The following is an 18,088-nucleotide window of genomic DNA, read 5'->3' as shown; positions in this document are numbered from 1 at the left end:
ATGCTGCTGACGGAAGACGCCCCTGCGCTGACCCGCATCGACCCGGCCTTCCGCCGCGACATAGTGGAAGGGCTCTCGCGCACCCCAAAGGCGACGCCGCCGATCTGGTTCTATGATCGCAAGGGATCGGAACTGTTCGAGCAGATCACCGACCTGCCCGAATATTATCCGACGCGCACCGAAACGGCGCTGCTGGAGCGGCACGGGCCGGATTTCGCGGCGGCGGTGGGCGAAGGGCGGGCTGTGGTGGAGTTCGGCGCGGGCTCGTCGCGCAAGACGCCGCACCTGCTGCGCGCGATTGCGCCCGCCGCCTATGTGCCGATCGATATCAGCGGAGACTTTCTCCATACGAGCAGCGCGCAGTTGGCGAGCGCCTTTCCGGGGCTGCCGGTGCTGCCGGTGGTGGGCGATTTCAACGGGCCGCTAACGCTCCCCGCAGCGATAGAGGGCCTGCCTCGGCTGGGTTTTTTCCCCGGATCGACGATCGGCAATATGGAGCCGGACGCGGCGGTCGACCTCCTCCGCGCGATGCGGGCGCTGTTGGGGGACGGCGCGATGCTGCTGATCGGGATGGACCGGATCAAGGATCGCGACCGGCTGATCGCGGCCTATGACGATGCGGCCGGAGTCACGGCGGCGTTCAACCTGAACCTCGTCGAGCGGATCAATCGCGAGCTGGAAGGCGACCTGCCGATCGACGGCTTTGCCCATCGCGCGCGCTGGAACGACGAGAAGGCGCGGATCGAAATGCATCTGGAGGCCGTGCGGCCGCTCCATTTCCATGTCGCCGGCCAATGTTTCCAGATGGAAGCGGGCGAGACCATCCATACCGAGAGCAGCCATAAATATGGCGCGCGCGACGCCCGGCTGCTGCTGCGCGCGGGGGGATGGGCGCCGTCGCAGGAATGGACCGATGCCGACGGGCTGTTTTCGCTGGTGCTGGCGAAGGCGGGATAGTTTGGAGCGACATGCTTGAACGGGGCGCTGCCCAGTTCCGTTCGGGCTGAGCCTGTCGAAGCCCTTCTTCTTCCAAAAGAAAGAAGCGCCCTTCGACAGGCTCAGGACGAACGGTTTATAATTAAAGGGAGATGCTCTGAGACAAGCCCTCCAGCATATCTTGCAGGTCACTCAGGCTGGGCAGGACGCGCGCGCCGGCAAGGAGGAGGTCGTCGGTCGGCGGCAGCAGGTCGGGGACCATGACCGTCGCGATGCCGGCCGCGATCGCGGCGCGGACTCCGGCGGGACTGTCCTCCACCGCGATGCAGTGAGCCGGATCGACGCCCATCCGGCGGGCGGCAAGCAGATAGGGTTCAGGGTGCGGCTTGGGATGGCGCACGTCGGTGCGGGTCACCACCACCTCGAAATAGTCGAGCAGGCCGCTCCGCGCGAGCCGGCGCTGCGCATAGGGCGCGTTGGTCGACGTGGCGACGGCCATCGGCACCCCCTGGTCGGCCAGATAGGCGAGTAGCGCCGCCGCGCCGGGCCGTAGCGGGATGCCGGCGTCGACCGCCGCCTCGAACGCAGCGTCGCTCAGCGCATAGAAATGTTCGAGCGGGAAATCGGGGCCGAGCCGGTCGCGCAGCATCGCCTGGTTGGCGTCGCGATGCACGCCCACCATCTCGCGGAGCAGCAGGTCGGGCAGCGGCCAGCCGATCGCTTCGCCGGTGTCGATGAAAACATCGCGATGCGCCGCCTCCGTATCGAGCAGCGTGCCGTCCATGTCGAAGATGACGCCGCAGAGCGGATCGGGCAGCCAGGCGGGTGGCTGCGGCGGGGCGAATTGTCGGACGGGGGAGGCCATGCCCTTCCATATGGACACGAACCGTTCCAGTTCCATTGCAAAGCGCGGATAATGCGTTGCACGAAAGGGAATATCTTTCGTCAGTCCACGACCTGCGCCGACCAGGTGCGGATCCAGCGCCACGCGCCGCGACATTCGCTCATGCTGGTCGCTTCGACCAGGCGGAAGCGCGCGCCGTCCCAGACATAGGCGCTGCTTTCGCCGCAATCGCCGATGCCGCGCCCCTTGCCGAAACTCTCAAGCCGGGATTTGTCCGCCGTCCAGCTGGCGTTGATGAGGTCCGGGCGCTTGGCGTCCTCGCCCCAGCCGGGTTGCAGGTCGAAGGCCGCATAGCGAAAGGTGCGGCGACCGGCGACCCCACTGGCGATCACGGGAACGGCGGTGGCGTTGTAGGCGCCAAGGCCGCAGGGGGTCAGGATCAGCGTTTCGGTGCGGGTCAGGCGATGCAGTTCGGGCGGCTCGACATCCTTCATCTGCTCCGCGCAGCCGGTGAATTTGCCCAGGGCGGTCAGTTCCTCGCGCCATAATGGCGCGGGCGGGGGGCCGGCGGGAATGGCGGCGCGGCGGATGACGGGCGCGGCGGGCGCTGGCTTGACCGCGAGCGGGCCAAGCGCGCCCGTAGCGACGAGCGCGGTGCTGGTGCCTGCCCTCCCCTGCCGCGCGTCCATGTAGCGCAGCGCCGCGCCCGCGCCGGCGAGCGAGGGCTTGCCGAGCACCCGGCCGCCGCTGCGCACCTCCAGCACCCGGCCGCGCGCCATGGCGATGGCGAGCGCGGCGGCCTGCGGTCCGCGCAGCGTCGCCTCGCCGTCGCGGGTCGGGGCGACGGCGATCCGCTGGCCGTCGATATGGAAGGCCACCTCGCCCCCGCCCTTCGCGTCGCGGCTGACCCAGACCTCGGTCGCGCCCTCCGGCCCGGCCTGACGCACGACGCCGACCATCACCGGATTGTCGGGGATCGCGCCATCCTCGGGCAAGAGCGAGACGGCTTCGCAGCGGGCGCGATTGTCGCAGCCGATCGTCCAGTCCTTGTAGGTTTCCAACGCGCCGGGCTTGGGCGCCTGCGCGGCGCTCATGCCCGACCAGCCCAGCGCCGCGATTGCGGCGAAGTAGAAAGCTCTGTCCCCCATCGGTTAACCATAACCGATTTGCAATCGTTGCGGTAGAGTCCTGTTTTAGAGGCTGAGCATCAGGCCGGCGAGAGCGGCGCTCATGAGGTTGGCGAGGCTGCCGGCGACGAGCGCCTTCAGGCCCAGCTTCGCGATCATCGGGCGCTGGTTGGGGGCAAGGTTGCCGGTCACCGCCATCTGGATCGCGATCGAGCTGAAATTGGCGAAGCCGCACAGCGCGAAGGTGATGATCGCGACGGTCGCGGGCGACAGCGTGCCCTGCACCTGGCCGAGATTGATGTAGGCGACGAATTCGTTGAGCACGACCTTCGTGCCGAACAGCCCGCCGGCGACCTGCGCTTCGGTCCAGGGGATGTTGAGCAGATACATGACCGGCGAAAACACATAGCCGAGCAGCATCTGGAAGCTGAGATCGGGATAGCCGGCGAGCGCGCCGATGCCCCCCAATATGCCGTTCGCCAGCGCGACCAGCGCGACGAAGGCCAGCACCATCGCGCCGACCGCGACGGCGAGCTTGACCCCGGTCTGCGCCCCTTGCGCGGCGGCCATGATGATGTTGGCGGGCTTTTCCTCGTCATGGGTGGCGACCGGCATGGGTTCGCCGGGCACGGTTTCGGCGTTGAGGACGGCGGGGCCTGCGCCGCTGCGGCGGGTTTCGGGCAGGTGGATGTCGTCCTCCAGCGGCAGTTCGGGCTCGCGCACCGGCTCGTCGGGCATCATGATCTTCGCCATCAGCAGCCCGCCGGGCGCGGACATGAAACTCGCCGCCAGCAGATAATCGATCTTGATCCCCATCGAGGCGTAGGCGGCGAGGATAGTGCCAGCGACGCCCGCCATGCCGCTGGTCATGACGGCAAAGAGCTGCGGTCCGTTGAGGCCAGCGAGATAGGGGCGGATGACAAGCGGACTTTCGCTCTGCCCGACGAAAATATTGGCGGCGGCGCACAGGCTCTCGACCTTGGAGACGCCCGTCACCGTCTCGATCGCGCCGCCGACCCAGCGGACGATGAACTGCATGATGCCGAGATAATAGAGGATCGACACCAGGCTGGCGAAGAAGATGATGACCGGCAGCGCCGAGATGGCGAAGCTCGCCCCGCCGATTTCGGGCTTGGCGAGCGGGCCGAAGATGAAGTCGGTGCCGGCCTGGGCATAGCCGAGCAGGTTGGCGACGCCATGCGACATGGTGGCGATGATCGCGCGGCCGGCCGGAACATAGAGGACGAGGAGCGCGATGCCGGCCTGGAGCAGGAAGGCCGCGCCCACGACGCGCGGGCGGATGGCGCGGCGGTTGGAGGACAGAGCGAAAGCGATGGCGAGGATGAGGAGGATGCCGGCCAGGCCGATGAGAAGATGCATGAAGCGCTTTCGCGTGAAGGACGTGTGCGCGCGACTATATGGGCCGCACGCGCCAGAGGCCAGAGCGTTTGCGCCGCTTCAGGCGGCCTTGCCGGCCTTGTCCGCTTCGCCCGACCCGAACGCGAGCGACATCCAGCTGCTCATCGCGTCGATCGCAAGCGGGGTCAGGCGCATCGAACGGCGGCGGCGGCTGTTGGGCGAGGTGCGGTGTTCGGCGAGCAGCCCGCGCCGCTCCATGAGGCCGACATGCCCCAGCGTGACGTTCATCGACAGGCGCAGCGTCTCGCTCAATTGTTCGAGGCTGAGCGAGCTGCCCTCCAGCTCCGCCTGGAAGAGCAGCAGCAATATGTCCCAGGCAGGATCGGAAAAGAGATTCTGCCCGAACAGCATCGCGCGCACCCGGCGCGCCTCGACATAGCGGGCGAGAGACGCGGCTTGCCCGGCATCCTCATTGTCGAGAATGGCGGGCTCTTCGGGCCGGGCGTGGAAATTGGTGAGGCAGCGTTGCAGCGCGACGACCAGGTCGACCGCTTCCTGGCTGGGGAGCCCCCGTTCAGGCGGTATATGCGCGGTCATGGCGAGCCTTCCGGTCGAGTTCGATGCCGATGAGGGTGAAGAGCAGCAGCGGGATCACCCAGACGGTGCTCAGCCCTTCGTAAATGCGTTCGGAAAAAGTCTGGAGCAGCAGAGTCGCCGCGTGGGTCAGGACGGTCAGCAACTGGCTGGCGGCGGCCCAGATCGGCCAGTAGCTCGACGATTGCAGCATCAGCCAGATCAGCGCCACGAGCAGCGCGGTATCGACGATGGTGAGCCAGAGCTGTGTGCCCTGCCAGGAACCCACCAGCAGGGCGGGCATGGTCAGCAGCACGCTGGCGAAGAAGAGCAGCGCGAACAAGCGCCCGTCGCGCCCCCCGAACGCCACGGCGAAGCCGCAGGTCAGGAGGGTCAAAGACCAGAAGGAAGCCGCCAGCATCCGAAACTCCGAATGAGAGGGGTCATAGGCGCGCCGAATGCGGGCGGCTTCCACCCAGGTCAAGCGACCAGGGTCAGGTGGCGCGGCTCTTCATGGGCCGGCGCGTCCATTCCGAGCGGGCAGCCGACGGCGGTGACGTCCATCTGGCTATGCTCGAGGCAGCGGGTCAGAAGGGCGGTCGCGCGGATCATGTCGCTGCGGCCCTCGATCAGCTTGGCGGCGCTGTCGTGAATTTGCTTCAGGATACGCTGGCTTTCCATGGCGGTGAGGCCAGAGCCCTGCGCGGCGGTGACGAAGGCGGTGGTCAGCTGCGCGGCATCGACCAGCGCATTGTCGATGGTGGCGAACGCCTGGCGGGTCTGGTCGGCGACGGCCTGGGTCTTGGTGGGGTCAAGGTTCAGCACAAGTCTTCTCCTTCGCACGGCGTCCGCTGCGGACGGTGCGTTATCAGCGTGGCGATGTGGGGAGGATCAGCCCAGCGCCTTGAAGGCGCCGGATATCAGAAGCAGCAGAGTGACGAGGCCGACCCCGGTCAGGATCGAGGCGCGGATCATCGCCAATATGCGGCCATCAGCACTCAGTTCATTCGTCGATCCCCCTAGCGGCGGGCCGAAGGCGAGGAGGCGGCGCAGAAGCGTGCCCTGCTTCCTATCGCCATCCGGCCTGTCCGGCTGAGCCAGAGTTGCCGCAGCGGGGGGACCGGACGCAAGCCGTTCCGATTGATGTATCAAAGGCTGATATGTGTCGAACTGGGGCGGTTGTTGATAGCCCGAAACGAACAGCCGCGCCGCTTCCTTGCGGGACGGGACGCCGAACTTGCGCAAACTGGTGCGGACGCGCTGATCGACCGTATGCTCCGACACCTGGAGCTGGCGCGCGATCTCCTTGGAATTGAAGCCCTGCGCGACCAGGCGCAGGCACTGCTTTTCCCCCTCGCTCAAGGCTGGCAGGGTATCGGCCACTCCATCTGTCCTCCTGCGCGTCACGCGACACGGCTCCGGCAGAATGCCCCGTCGCAGGGGCAGTCTGTCAACGACCTATTGCGATTCGCCTAAGCCGCTGGTCGCAAAATCGCACGACATGGGCAGGCGACGCAATGAAGCGGCAATGAATGTCGTAGCGTTTCGGTTCCGCAATGGACATTGTCGGCGGAAAAGCGAAGGGCGGGAGTCGCCCCCCGCCCTGTCTATTAAGCCGCCATTCTGAGGCGGCTCTGAAACATCAGGCCGCCTTGGCGCGCGACTGGCGCTTCCGCTCATTGGGATCGAGGAAGCGCTTGCGCAGGCGGATATTCTTGGGCGTCACCTCGACCATTTCGTCATCGTCGATATAGGCGATCGCCTGCTCCAGCGTCATGCGCTTGGGCGGGGTCAGGCGGATGCTGTCATCCTTGCCGCTGGCGCGGAAGTTGGTGAGCGCCTTCGACTTCATCGGATTGACTTCGAGATCCTCGGGCTTCGCGTTCTCGCCGATAATCATGCCTTCGTACAGCGCCTCGCCCACGCCCACGAACAATATGCCGCGCTCTTCCAGCGGGCCAAGAGCGTAAGCATTCGCCTCGCCCGCGCCGTTGGAGATGAGGACGCCATTCTTCCGCCCTTCGATCTTGCCCTTATAGGGGCCATATTTCTCGAACAGGCGGTTCATGATGCCGGTGCCGCGCGTGTCGGACAGGAATTCGCCATGATAACCGATCAGGCCGCGCGACGGGGCGGAGAAGGTGATGCGGGTCTTGCCGCCGCCCGAGGGACGCATGTCGGTCATCTCGGCCTTGCGGATGTTCATCTTGTCGACGACGGTGCCGGAAAATTCATCGTCCACGTCGATGACGACGGTTTCATAGGGCTCGGTGCGGTCGCCATTCTCGTCCTGGCCGAAGAGGACGCGCGGGCGCGAAATGCCCAGCTCGAAACCCTCTCGGCGCATCGTCTCGATCAGGACGCCGAGCTGAAGCTCGCCGCGCCCGGCGACCTCGAAACTGTCCTTGTCCTCCGACTCGGTGACCTTGATCGCGACGTTAGATTCGGCTTCGCGGGCGAGGCGATCGCGGATCATGCGGCTCGTCACCTTGCTGCCCTCGCGGCCCGCCATCGGCGAATCATTGACGGCGAAGCGCATCGAGAGGGTCGGCGGATCGATCGGCTGCGCCTGGATCGGCTCGCTGACCGAGGTGTCGCAGATGGTGTTGGCGACGGTCGCGACGGTCAGGCCCGCCAGCGAAATGATGTCGCCCGCCTTGGCCTCGTCCACCGGCACGCGGTCCAAACCTTGGAACGCCATGATCTTCGACGCGCGGCCGGTTTCGATCACCTTGCCGTCCATGTCGAGCGCGTGGATCGCCTGATTGACCTTGACCGTGCCCGACTGGACCCGGCCGGTGAGGATGCGGCCGAGGAAATTGTCGCGGTCGAGCAGGGTCACGAGGAAGCTGAAGGGCGCGTCCTGCTCCAGCGCCGGGGGCGGCACATGATCGACGATCTTCTGGAACAGCGGCTCCAGCGTCCCTTCGCGCCGCTGCGGGTCTTCGCTGGCATAGCCGTTGCGGCCCGAGGCGTAGAGGACGGGGAAGTCGAGCTGCTCGTCGGTGGCTTCCAGCGTGACGAACAGGTCGAACACCTCGTCCAGCACTTCCTGGATGCGCTCGTCGGGGCGATCGACCTTGTTGACGACGACGATGGGCTTCAGCCCCAGCGCCAGCGCCTTGCCGGTGACGAACTTGGTCTGCGGCATCGCGCCTTCGGACGAGTCCACCAGCAGGATGACGCCGTCGACCATCGAGAGGATGCGCTCCACCTCGCCGCCGAAGTCGGCGTGGCCGGGCGTGTCGACGATGTTGATGCGCGTGCCCTTCCACTCCACCGAAGTGGGCTTCGCCAGGATGGTGATGCCGCGCTCCTTTTCCAGGTCGTTGGAATCCATCGCGCGCTCCTCGACGCGCTGATTGTCGCGGAAGGTGCCCGACTGGCGGAAAAGCTGATCGACGAGAGTAGTCTTGCCATGGTCGACGTGCGCGATGATGGCGATATTACGCAGGGACATGAGGTGCCTTTGGGATCGGTTGCCCCGCAGGCCCAACGCCGCACAGGGGTTTCGGGCGCGCCCCTACAGGAAATGATGCGATGCGGCAAGGGCGGGGGCGGGAACCCCCTAGGCTATCGCATATGAAAATGCCGTTCGTCCTGAGCCTGTCGAAGGACCGTCCTTTTCTTGGCGCAGGCACTCGGAACAAAGAAAAAAAAGGCCCTTCGACAGGCTCAGGGCGAACGGAGACTTGGCCAAATCCTTTTTCACACCAAGGGCAAATTCCATATGGGACTGCCCTGCGGGAGCCCCACGGAGCGCTTGGACCTTCGCAAATAAGTCCGCAGTGAGTCTTCAGCATGTCACCTTTACTTCATGACGATGACGCAGCTTAACCTTACCACCGTGTTTACCGACAGAGTCGTCGGAGATCGCGCCAACTGTCCAGGGCCGATGGGGCCGGGCACAAAGACTCCAGTGACGCTGCTTTGAGCAGAAGGAGCATGACGATGGGTTTTGAACCGTCGAGCTTTCGAGACCTGATTACGCCTGCCCCGCCCGACAATCTGACGGCGGACGAACGGATCTATCGCGAGGAACTGCGCCTCGCGCTGCTGGAGGAGCGGTTGCTGAAGCGGCAAGCCCAGTCGCGCCGACTGGAGGCGCTCAAGGCGCGGCTCGTCGCGCTCTGGTCAAGGCGCTGACGCCCAATAGACGCCTGCTGGGGTTCGACCCCGCAGGCGTGATCTACGCAATAGCGGCCGACATTATATCGACCCGCCATCGTGCGGACGGTCCCCGCGATCCGATGCTGATCGCGCTGCTCGCCTTCTGACCTTGCCCATGGGTGCCGCGCGGGGCAATATCGCGCCGGGCTTGCCGCCGAGGTGCGTTATCTCCATATGACACCTTGAGCGCTGATGCAGGCAAGGAGACGAGATGGCTACCACCGCGCCCACAACGACCGCGACCGCAGATACGCTGAACCTGACGCCGCCCGATCCGGTGCCCGTGGTCGCGCCCGAAAAGGCTGCCGGCCTGGTTCCCATCGAGGAGGGCACGCGCAGCAAGCTGGACGAAAAAGTCGACGCCTTCATCGACGATCTCGTCGCGCAGGACGCCAATTCGCCCGAATTCGGGAAGCGGGTCGATCAGCTCAGCAATATGGGCCGCAAGGAAATCGCCGAGGCGGCGGGGCACAGCAACCGTTTCCTCGACCGGCCCGTGCGCGCGATGGACAGCGACACCAAGGTCGGCGCGGACCTTGCCGAACTGCGCCGCACGGTGGAGGATCTCGATCCCGGCAAGCAGGGCAGCCTGCTCGCGCCCAAGAAGCTGTTCGGCATCATCCCGTTCGGCAACAAGATGCGCGACTATTTCGACGGCTATAAAAGCGCGCAGAGCCACATCAATGCGATCCTCGGCAGCCTTGCGAGCGGCAAGGACACGCTCATAAAGGACAATGCCGCCATCGATGTCGAGCGGCAGAATATGTGGCAGACCATGGGTCGTCTGGAGCAGATGATCCATATCAGCAAGACCATGGACGCCCGATTGGAGGCCAAGGCGCTGGAGCTGGACTCGTCCGATCCCGCCAAGGCGAAAGCGATCCGCGAGACCGCGCTCTTCTATATCCGCCAGCGCACGCAGGATCTGCTGACGCAGATGGCGGTCACGGTGCAGGGCTATCTCGCGCTCGATCTGGTCAAGAAGAATAATGTCGAACTGGTGAAGGGCGTGGACCGCGCCAGCACCACGACCGTCGCGGCGCTCCGCACGGCCGTCACGGTCGCGCAGGCGCTGGTGGGGCAGCGGCTGGTGCTGGAGCAGATCACCGCGCTCAACACCACGACGGCGAACATGATCGACCGGACCGGCGAGTTGCTCAAGAGCCAGACCGCGCAGATTCACGAGCAAGCGGCCTCGTCCACCATCCCCATCGAAACGCTCCAGCGCGCCTTCCAGAATATCTACGACACCATGGACAATATCGACGCGTTCAAGCTGAAAGCGCTGGAGAATATGAAGACGACGGTGAATACGCTGTCGAACGAGGTCGAGAAGTCCAAGGGCTATATCGCTCGCGCCGAGGGCCAGGCCCGCGCCGCGCAGGAAGCGCGGGTCGACAATCCCCTGCTGAGCGCGATCGAGGGGTGATGATGACTAGCCAACCTCCGTTCGCCCTGAGCCTGTCGAAGGGCGCGCGCGTGCTTCGACAAGCTCAGCCCGAACGGACATGGGGCACTAAATCATGAGTCGTTCCGACCGTGTTCTGGCCGACGCCGAAGCGGTGCTGCGCCGGCATAGCGAGCGGGGGCAGAGCCTGTCGACGCGCGCACGGCAGCGGCGCAACGCAGGCCTCGTCCGCAAACTCAAATATGCCTTCTGGGCAGTGCTCGCCATCCTGCTCGGCAGCGCGGTCGCGGGCTTCGTGATGCCGCTGGGCGTCACCGGGGTGATGATCGCGCTGGGCGTCGTCATCGCCGCGCTGGTGCTGATCGCGCTGCTGCCGACCGAAGATCGCGTGCGGACCGAAGCGCTGGCGCAGACGGAGTTGACGGCCCTGCCGCTCAAGACCGAAATCTGGCTGGAGACTCAGCGCAAGGCTCTCCCCGCCCCCGCCGTCACGCTGGTGGACAGCATCGGGGTGCGGCTGGAGACGCTCGCCCCCCAACTGGAGCGTATCGGCGAAGGCGATCCAGCCGCGCAGGAAATCCGCAAGCTGCTCGCCGACCACCTGCCCGAACTGGTCACCGGCTATCAATCGATCCCCGAACCGCTACGGCGCGAGGAGCGCAACGGGCGCATCCCCGAAAAGCAGCTGGTCGAGGGGCTCAGCGTCATCGACGCCGAGATTGCGCGGATGAGCGAGACGCTCGCCAGCGGCGACCTTGACAAGCTCGCCGTGCAGAACCGGTTTCTGGAACTCAAATATCAGGAAGCCAGGGAATTGGGGCAGTAGCCCCTCCCCGGCGATCCATGATCCACCTCACCCTCATCATCGTCGATTTCCTGACCGGGCTGCTGGCGGCGGGCGCATGGGCGCTGGCGTCGGCCGGCGGCGTCATCGCGATGCTGGTGGGGGGCGGGTTTGCCGGCTTCACGCTATTTCGGCGGTGGCGGCGCAAGCCATAGAGGCTCTTTACCAGCACAGAGTGTCGAACCCGAACCACCTCCGTTCGGTTCGAGTAGCCCCTTCGAGCGCAGTCGAGAAGGCGTATCGAGAACGCTCGCGCAATCCTTCTCGACAGACGGTTCTCGACGTCGCTCGAACCTGCTCGAAGCGAACGGATCGGATGAAGCGCTCGATTTTCTAGAATGCCCCGGCCGGCCGTCGGCGCGTGCAGTTCGCTTTCAGGCCGACCGGGGTTCCAACATTGTCCGACTTGGAGAGGACATGACAACGCTGTCCAAGCTGCTCTAGGCGATGCGGCAGGCCAGCGCAAGCCTCTTTGTGGAGGGTGCCGCCCCGGCCTTTCGCCGGGGCTGGCGGCGGTTCAGCGCGCGACCGACAGGCGGTAGATCATCGCATGATGATAAGGCTTGCCGGGATCGACCCGCGCCGACACGAAGCCGGGCTTGTTGGGCGCGTCGGGGAATTTCTGCGGCTCCAGCGCAATGCCGTCACCCATGCGGTAAATATGGCGGTTCTTGCCGATCAGCGCGCCGTTGAGGAAATTGCCGGTGTAGAATTGCACGCCCGGCTCGGTGGTCAGTACCTCCAGCACGCGGCCGGACACCGGGTCTTCCAGCCGGGCGGCCAGTTCGGGCGTCTTGGTCAGCCCCTTGTCGAGCGCGAAATTATGGTCGTAGCCGCGGCCATAGACGATCTGCTGGTCGCGCCCGTCGCGGATACCATCGGCAACGCGACGCCCGGCGCGGAAGTCGAACACGCCGCCCTCGACTGGCTTCAACTCGCCGGTGGGAATCAGGTTGGCGTCGACCGGGGTGTAGGCCTTTGCCGGGATGGTCAGCTTGTGGCCCAGTGCGCCGTCGGGCGATCCTTCGCCGGCCAGGTTGAAGATGGCATGGTTGGTCATGTTGATAATGGTCGGCTTGTCGGTCTTCGCGTCGAAGGCGATGCCGAGATTGCCCGCTTCGTCGAGCGTGTAGGTGACGGTGACGTCGAGCTTGCCGGGATAGCCGGCGTCGCCATCCGGGCTGGTGAGGCCCAGCACCAAGGTCGCGGCCGGCCCGCTCTTCAGCGAGACGATCTTCCAATTCTGCTTGTCGAAGCCCTTGCCCCCGCCGTGCAGCGAATTGACGCCATTGTCGTTGACCGGAAGCTGATAGGCCTTGCCGTCCAGGCTGAACTTGCCCGCAGCGATGCGATTGGCATAGCGGCCGACGGTGACGCCGAAATAGTTGGGAAAGTCGACATAGGATTTCGCATCGTCATAGCCGAGCAGCACGTCGGCTTGCTGGCCGTTGCGATCGGGGCCGGAGAGCGACTGGAGCGTCGCGCCATAGGTCAGGATCTTGGCCGACACGCCGTTGCCGTTGCTGAGCGTCACAGCTTCGATCGTGCCGCCGTCCGCCAGCGATCCGGCAGGCGCGCGGCTCGCCTCGGCCGCCAGCGCCGCGCCGCCCGACAGCGCGAGCGCCATCGCCCCCGACAGCTTCAATGAAAGATTGACGAGCCTTGGCATGGACTTCCTCCCGAAACATTGCGCCCATTGACGGGCGGTTGAGGGGGATATACTCGGACATATTAAGCGGACGCAAGCCTTTGAAAGCTGTGCGTGCAGTGATCGACATGCGGGAGAAGGGTGGATGGCAGGACCGATTTCGTCAGGCGCGGCGGCGGCCGCCCCGCACAGCCCCGGCACGCGCTACGGCCCCGCGCTGGCGCTGCTCGCCAGCCTCTTCTTCATGTGGGGCTTCATCACCGTCATCAACAATACGCTGCTGCCGCACCTGCGCAGCGTGTTCGAGCTGAGCTACACGCAGACGACGCTGATCGAATCGGTCTGGTTCATCGCCTATTTCGTCGCGTCGATCCCATCGGCGAAGCTGATCGAGCGGGTCGGCTATCAGAAGTCGATGGTGATCGGCCTGCTGGTCATGGCGGCGGGCGCGCTCGGCATGACGCTGGCGGCGTCGATCCCCTCCTATGGCGTGACGCTGGTGATGCTGTTCGTGATCGCCAGCGGCATCACCCTGCTCCAGGTGGCGGCCAACCCCTATGTCGCCGTGGTCGGCAAGCCCGAAACCGCCTCCTCGCGCCTGAACCTCGTCCAGGCGATGAACTCGGCAGGAACGATGCTCGCGCCGATGTTCGGCGCCTTTCTGATCCTTGGCCGCTCGAAGGGCGGCACGGCGCAGGGCGAGGTCGTGCTGACCCAGGCCGAGCGGCTGGCGGACGCCCAATCGGTCATCCTGCCTTATGTGCTGGTGGCCGTCGTGCTGGTGGTGCTGGCAGTCGTGATCGCGCGCTTCCCCCTGCCCGCAATGGGCGCAGCGACGCAGCGGCACAGCAAGGAAGAGCGGCGCAAATATTCGCTCTGGAACCATCGCAACCTGGTGTTCGGCATCCCCGCCATCTTCATCTACCTGATCGCGGAAATCGGCGTCGCCAACCTGTTCGTCAATTTCGTCAGCCAGCCCGACATCGCCAATCTGACCCATGAGCAGGCCGGCAATTACCTCACCTTCCTGTGGGGCGGGATGATGGTCGGGCGCTTTGTCGGTTCGGCGATCATGCAGAAGGTCGATGCGGGCCATGTGCTCGCCGCCTTCTCGATCGGCGCGTTCCTCGTGATGCTGGTGACGGTGTTCACCACCGGGCCGGTCGCCATGTGGTCGCTGATCCTGGTGGGCCTGTTCCACTCGATCATGTTCCCGACCATCTTCACGCTCGGGATCAAGGGGCTGGGGCCGCTGACCGAGGAAGGATCGGGCCTCCTCATCATGGCGATCGCCGGCGGCGCCCTGGTCGTGGTGCAGGGCTGGCTGGCCGATATGTACGGGCTCCAGACGAGCTTCCTGCTGACCGCCGCGTGCGAGCTTTATGTGCTGTTCTACGCGCTGTGGGGCTGCAAGGTGACGAACGCGCTGCCCGACCAGCAGGCGGGTGGGTAAGGAAAATCCTCCCCTGCAAGGGGAGGGGGACCACGAAGTGGTGGAGGGGTGTCACCCTCACGATGCCGCGACACCCCTCCGTCAGGCCTTCGGCCTGCCACCTCCCCTTTAAGGGGAGGATGAGCTACCCCGCCATCGCGCTCGCGGTATCCTCCAGCGCCAGTTGCACCAGCGCGCTCATGGCATCGGACGCCGCCTGGGGATCACCCGCCGCAATGGCGTCGAACACGCGGACATGGTCGGGGATGGGGTTGCGCGGCAGGGCGCGGGCGCGCTGCTTATATTGGGTGGTCCAGTTCACCGCCGCGCCGATGCTGGCGGTCAGCACGATCAGCGCGTCATTGCCCGTGGCTTTCAGGATCGCATTGTGAAAGTCGCGGTCGGCCGCGCGCCCGGCGTCGGTCGCCAGCGTGTGGCGGCGCATCGCGGCGAGCGCATCCTTCATGACCTTGATGTCGTCCTTGTTCCGCCGCTGCGCCGCCAGCCGCGCCGCCGCCGGCTCGACGATGGCGCGCAGCTCGAACAGGTCGCGCACGAACTGGATGTCCGGCTCCCCGGCAAAGGCCCAGGCGAGCACGTCGGGATCGAGCAGGTTCCAGCGGGTGCGCGGCAGCACGCGGGTGCCCGCCTTGGGCCGGCTTTCGACCAGCCCCTTGGCGGTCAGCACCTGGATCGCCTCGCGATAGGCGCTGCGCGACACGTCCAGTTCCTCGGCGAAGGCGACCTCGCCCGAAAGCGTGTCGCCCGGCTGATACTGGCCCGACAGGATCGCCATGCCGAGCTTGTGCGCGATCGCCCCGTGCAGCCGCCGGCCCGGCCCGCGCACGCCGCGCGCGCCGTCGATAGCGGCTATGTCCTCATTGTCCGACACTGGCGCCGATCGCGTCATCCCCACTCCCTGCCCTCTCCCCTGTCATCCCCATGACATCTCTCCGCCATCGCTACACCCAACGGATTGCCATTACCATCTTCCTGTAATATGTCGGAGTAATTATCGGAGGCAACGCGCGGCTCCGGGTTGGTCCGGCGCGGCGCACGGAGGGAGGACATAATGGCATTGCGCCTGTTGCAGCATCGGTCGGCCGAGGGGGAGCGCAGCGTCATCGCGGCGCAGGGCGAGAGCGCCCATATCGTGCCGGGCTTCGCCAGCGTCCGCGCCCTGGCGCTCGCGGCGATCGCGCAGGGCAAGGGCCTCGCCGATCTGGTCGAGGCGGCGGGCGTCGGCTCGCCGATCGACATAGCGGCGGAATATGCCGCCGGCCGGCTGATCGCCCCGATCGACCATGAGGATGGCGCACACATGTTTCTGACCGGGACGGGCCTCACCCATCTCGGCTCCGCCGAGGGGCGCGACAAGATGCACCGCGAGGCCGCCGCCGCCGAGAAGCAGACCGATTCCATGCGGATGTTCCTCGAAGGGCTGGAGGGCGGCAAGCCCGCCGCCGGACAGGTCGGCCAGCAGCCCGAATGGTTCTACAAGGGCGACGGGTCGCAGCTGGTGGGACCAGGCGAGCCGTTCGCCATGCCCGACTTCGCTCAGGATGGCGGCGAGGAGCCGGAACTGGCCGGCATCTACATCATCGGCGAGGATGGAACGCCCTGGCGCATCGGCCTCACCCTCGCCAATGAATTTTCCGATCATGTGACCGAACGGCACAATTATCTCTGGCTCGCCCACAGCAAGCTGCGGCAGGCGGCGCTCGGGCCGGAACTGCTGGTGGGCGAGCCGCCCGCCCATGTCGAAGGGGCGAGCCGCATTGTCCGCGACGGCGCGACGGTGTGGGAAAAGCCCTTCCTGTCGGGCGAGGCCAATATGTCGCACAGCCTCGCCAATCTGGAGCATCATCATTTCAAATATGATCTGTTCCGCCGGCCGGGCGACATCCATGTCCATTTCTTCGGCACGGCGACCCTGTCCTTCAGCGACGGGTTCCAGACGCGCGACGGCGACATTTTCGAGATAGAGGCCGCGCCCTTCACCCTGCCCGCGCGCAACCCGCTGCGCCGCGCCGCGCCGGCAAATGTCGCCGTCCGCGCGCTTTGACTGCCCATAATCATCAGGAGAGGATGCAAATGACCAAGACCCTGCGCCGCGCCGCCGCCGCGCTGCTGCTGTGCGCGAGCGCGCTGACCGCCCCGCTCGCCAGCGCCGACACCGACGGCAAGCCGACCACCGCCACCATCCATGGCGACCGACCAGGCCCGGTGTATGACAAGCGCATCTTCACCCAGTTCGCCGAGCATCTGGGCACCGGCATCTATGGCGGCCTGTGGGTCGGCAACGACAAGTCGATCCCGCAGACCAACGGCTTCCGCAACGATGTAATCGCGGCGCTGCGCAACCTCGCCGTCCCCGTCATCCGCTGGCCGGGCGGCTGCTTCGCCGACGAATATCATTGGCGCGAAGGGATCGGCCCGCGCAACAAGCGCCCGGTCAAGGTCAACACCAACTGGGGCGGCGTGACCGAACCCAATGCCGTGGGCACCCACGAATATTTCGAACTGCTGCGTCAGGTGGGCGCCGAAGCCTATATCTCCGGCAATGTCGGCAACGGCACGCCGCAGGAGATGGCCGAGTGGATCGAATATATCACCGCGCCGGCCGGCAGCCTGGCCGACGAGCGGGCGAGGAACGGGCATAAGGAACCCTGGGCGCTCGCCTCCTTCGGCATCGGCAACGAACTGTGGGGCTGCGGCGGCAACATGAGCGCGCAATATGCCTCCGACGTGACCAAGCGCTATTCGACCTTCCTCAAGGTGCCGGCCGGCAAGACGCTGGTCCGCATCGCGGCGGGCGCGAACGGCGGCGACTATAACTGGACCGAAGTCACCATGCGGGAAGCCGCCAAGCAATTGGATGCGCTCTCGCTTCATTATTATACGCTGCCGCAGGGCGGCTGGCCGCCCAAGGCCGATCCGGTCAAATTCGGCGAGACCGAATGGGCCGATACGCTCGCGGCCACCTGGAAGATGGACGAACTGATCGCCGGCCACGCCAGGATCATGGACAAGTACGACCCGCAGAAGCGCGTCTTCCTGGCGGTCGACGAATGGGGCACCTGGTATGCGCCCGATCCCGGCACCAACCCCGGTTTCCTGCGCCAGCAGAATACGCTGCGCGACGCGCTGGTCGCGTCGGTCAATCTCGACATCTTCGCCAAGCACGCCGACCGCGTCCGCATGACCGCCATCGCGCAGATGGTGAATGTGCTCCAGGCGATGATCCTGACCGAGGGGCGCAAGATGGTGCTGACGCCCACCTATCATGTGTTCGAAATGTACAAGCCCTGGCAGGACGCGACCGTGCTGCCGATCGACATCGCGACGCCCTGGTACAACAAGGACAAGTTCGTGATGCCGGCGGTCAGCGGATCGGCGGTGCGGGGCAAGGACGGGAAGGTCCATGTCGGCCTCTCGAACCTCGATCCGAACCAGCCCAACACGGTGACGGTGAAGCTCGACGGCATCAATGTCGCGACCGTCACCGGGCGGGTGCTGACGGCGCAGGCGATCAACGCGCACAACACATTCGACGCGCCCGAGACGGTCAGGCCCGTGCCCTTCACCGGCGCGCAGGTGAGCGGCGGAACGCTGACCGTCGCGCTGCCGCCCAAGTCGGTGGTGGTGCTGGACCTGCAATAGCCAAGAAGCGGGCGGAGGGTGGAAGTGCCGCCCGCTTCCGCCGCCGGCGCGCTGCTGCCTCGCTGGGGGCAGCGCGCCGGCGGC

Annotated in this window: 18 protein-coding genes; 8 read left to right on the top strand and 10 right to left on the bottom strand. The window is 65.8% G+C overall.

Annotated elements, in window-relative coordinates; translation table 11 throughout:
- Positions 1-957 (top strand): L-histidine N(alpha)-methyltransferase, encoded by a 957-nt coding sequence (gene egtD / locus V2B31_RS06580; protein ID WP_328276627.1) that lies wholly within the window; start codon positions 1-3, stop codon positions 955-957.
- Positions 958-1,078: 121 nt separating this feature from the next.
- Here the strand turns inward: egtD and V2B31_RS06575 are convergent, their stop codons facing one another.
- The 8 genes from V2B31_RS06575 to typA form a co-directional block, all read right to left on the bottom strand.
- The gene (locus V2B31_RS06575; protein WP_328276625.1) at positions 1,079-1,819 is read right to left on the bottom strand and encodes an HAD family hydrolase; all 741 of its coding nucleotides are present in this window, start codon (positions 1,817-1,819) and stop codon (positions 1,079-1,081) included.
- Between the two features lie 62 nt (positions 1,820-1,881).
- Positions 1,882-2,928, bottom strand: a complete 1,047-nt coding sequence (locus V2B31_RS06570; RefSeq protein WP_328276623.1) for a DUF1176 domain-containing protein — start codon at positions 2,926-2,928, stop codon at positions 1,882-1,884.
- Positions 2,929-2,973: 45 nt separating this feature from the next.
- Entirely contained in the window at positions 2,974-4,287 is a 1,314-nt protein-coding gene (locus V2B31_RS06565) for a NupC/NupG family nucleoside CNT transporter (protein WP_328276621.1), read from the bottom strand.
- Between the two features lie 78 nt (positions 4,288-4,365).
- Complete coding sequence (locus V2B31_RS06560) at positions 4,366-4,863, bottom strand: ArsR family transcriptional regulator (protein ID WP_328276620.1); 498 nt, start codon at positions 4,861-4,863, stop codon at positions 4,366-4,368.
- Complete coding sequence (locus tag V2B31_RS06555; protein ID WP_328276618.1) at positions 4,841-5,260, bottom strand: hypothetical protein; 420 nt, start codon at positions 5,258-5,260, stop codon at positions 4,841-4,843. The genes V2B31_RS06560 and V2B31_RS06555 overlap by 23 nt, the downstream gene beginning before the upstream one ends.
- A gap of 59 nt (positions 5,261-5,319) precedes the next feature.
- Complete coding sequence (locus tag V2B31_RS06550; protein WP_328276616.1) at positions 5,320-5,664, bottom strand: hypothetical protein; 345 nt, start codon at positions 5,662-5,664, stop codon at positions 5,320-5,322.
- Positions 5,665-5,730: 66 nt separating this feature from the next.
- Positions 5,731-6,222, bottom strand: coding sequence for a helix-turn-helix transcriptional regulator (locus V2B31_RS06545; RefSeq protein ID WP_328276614.1), 492 nt, complete (start codon positions 6,220-6,222; stop codon positions 5,731-5,733).
- Positions 6,223-6,481: 259 nt separating this feature from the next.
- Positions 6,482-8,299: a translational GTPase TypA gene (gene typA / locus V2B31_RS06540; protein WP_328276612.1), complete on the bottom strand. Its 1,818-nt coding sequence runs from the start codon at positions 8,297-8,299 to the stop codon at positions 6,482-6,484.
- 491 nt (positions 8,300-8,790) lie between these two features.
- Between typA and V2B31_RS06535 the strand changes: the two genes are divergently transcribed.
- From V2B31_RS06535 to V2B31_RS06520, 4 genes are all read left to right on the top strand, one after another.
- Positions 8,791-8,985 carry a hypothetical protein gene (locus V2B31_RS06535; RefSeq protein WP_328276610.1) on the top strand — a complete coding sequence of 65 codons (195 nt, stop codon included), beginning with the start codon at positions 8,791-8,793 and terminating at the stop codon, positions 8,983-8,985.
- A 235-nt stretch (positions 8,986-9,220) separates the two neighbouring features.
- The gene (locus V2B31_RS06530; protein WP_328276608.1) at positions 9,221-10,438 is read left to right on the top strand and encodes a toxic anion resistance protein; all 1,218 of its coding nucleotides are present in this window, start codon (positions 9,221-9,223) and stop codon (positions 10,436-10,438) included.
- 94 nt (positions 10,439-10,532) lie between these two features.
- A complete protein-coding gene (locus V2B31_RS06525) occupies positions 10,533-11,243 on the top strand; it encodes a hypothetical protein (protein ID WP_328276606.1) in 711 nt (236 codons plus the stop codon).
- Positions 11,244-11,260: 17 nt separating this feature from the next.
- Positions 11,261-11,416, top strand: a complete 156-nt coding sequence (locus tag V2B31_RS06520) for a hypothetical protein (RefSeq protein WP_328276604.1) — start codon at positions 11,261-11,263, stop codon at positions 11,414-11,416.
- Between the two features lie 362 nt (positions 11,417-11,778).
- Here the strand turns inward: V2B31_RS06520 and V2B31_RS06515 are convergent, their stop codons facing one another.
- Positions 11,779-12,930 carry an aldose epimerase family protein gene (locus tag V2B31_RS06515; RefSeq protein ID WP_328276602.1) on the bottom strand — a complete coding sequence of 384 codons (1,152 nt, stop codon included), beginning with the start codon at positions 12,928-12,930 and terminating at the stop codon, positions 11,779-11,781.
- A 124-nt stretch (positions 12,931-13,054) separates the two neighbouring features.
- Between V2B31_RS06515 and V2B31_RS06510 the strand changes: the two genes are divergently transcribed.
- A complete protein-coding gene (locus V2B31_RS06510) occupies positions 13,055-14,362 on the top strand; it encodes a sugar MFS transporter (RefSeq protein ID WP_328276600.1) in 1,308 nt (435 codons plus the stop codon).
- 124 nt (positions 14,363-14,486) lie between these two features.
- Here the strand turns inward: V2B31_RS06510 and V2B31_RS06505 are convergent, their stop codons facing one another.
- Entirely contained in the window at positions 14,487-15,251 is a 765-nt protein-coding gene (locus V2B31_RS06505) for a FadR/GntR family transcriptional regulator (protein ID WP_328276598.1), read from the bottom strand.
- Positions 15,252-15,413: 162 nt separating this feature from the next.
- Here V2B31_RS06505 and araD1 point away from each other — a divergent pair, with 162 nt between their 5' ends.
- Entirely contained in the window at positions 15,414-16,406 is a 993-nt protein-coding gene (gene araD1, locus V2B31_RS06500) for an AraD1 family protein (protein WP_328276596.1), read from the top strand.
- Between the two features lie 29 nt (positions 16,407-16,435).
- Positions 16,436-18,004, top strand: a complete 1,569-nt coding sequence (locus tag V2B31_RS06495) for an alpha-N-arabinofuranosidase (RefSeq protein WP_328276594.1) — start codon at positions 16,436-16,438, stop codon at positions 18,002-18,004.
- The last annotated feature ends 84 nt before the right edge of the window (positions 18,005-18,088 follow it).

It is taken from the genome of Sphingobium sp., from assembly GCF_036170395.1.
In the GTDB taxonomy this organism is placed as follows: domain Bacteria; phylum Pseudomonadota; class Alphaproteobacteria; order Sphingomonadales; family Sphingomonadaceae; genus Sphingobium.
The sequence above is the reverse complement of the archived record's forward strand: the minus strand, read 5'-3'. Positions and strand labels throughout refer to the sequence as shown.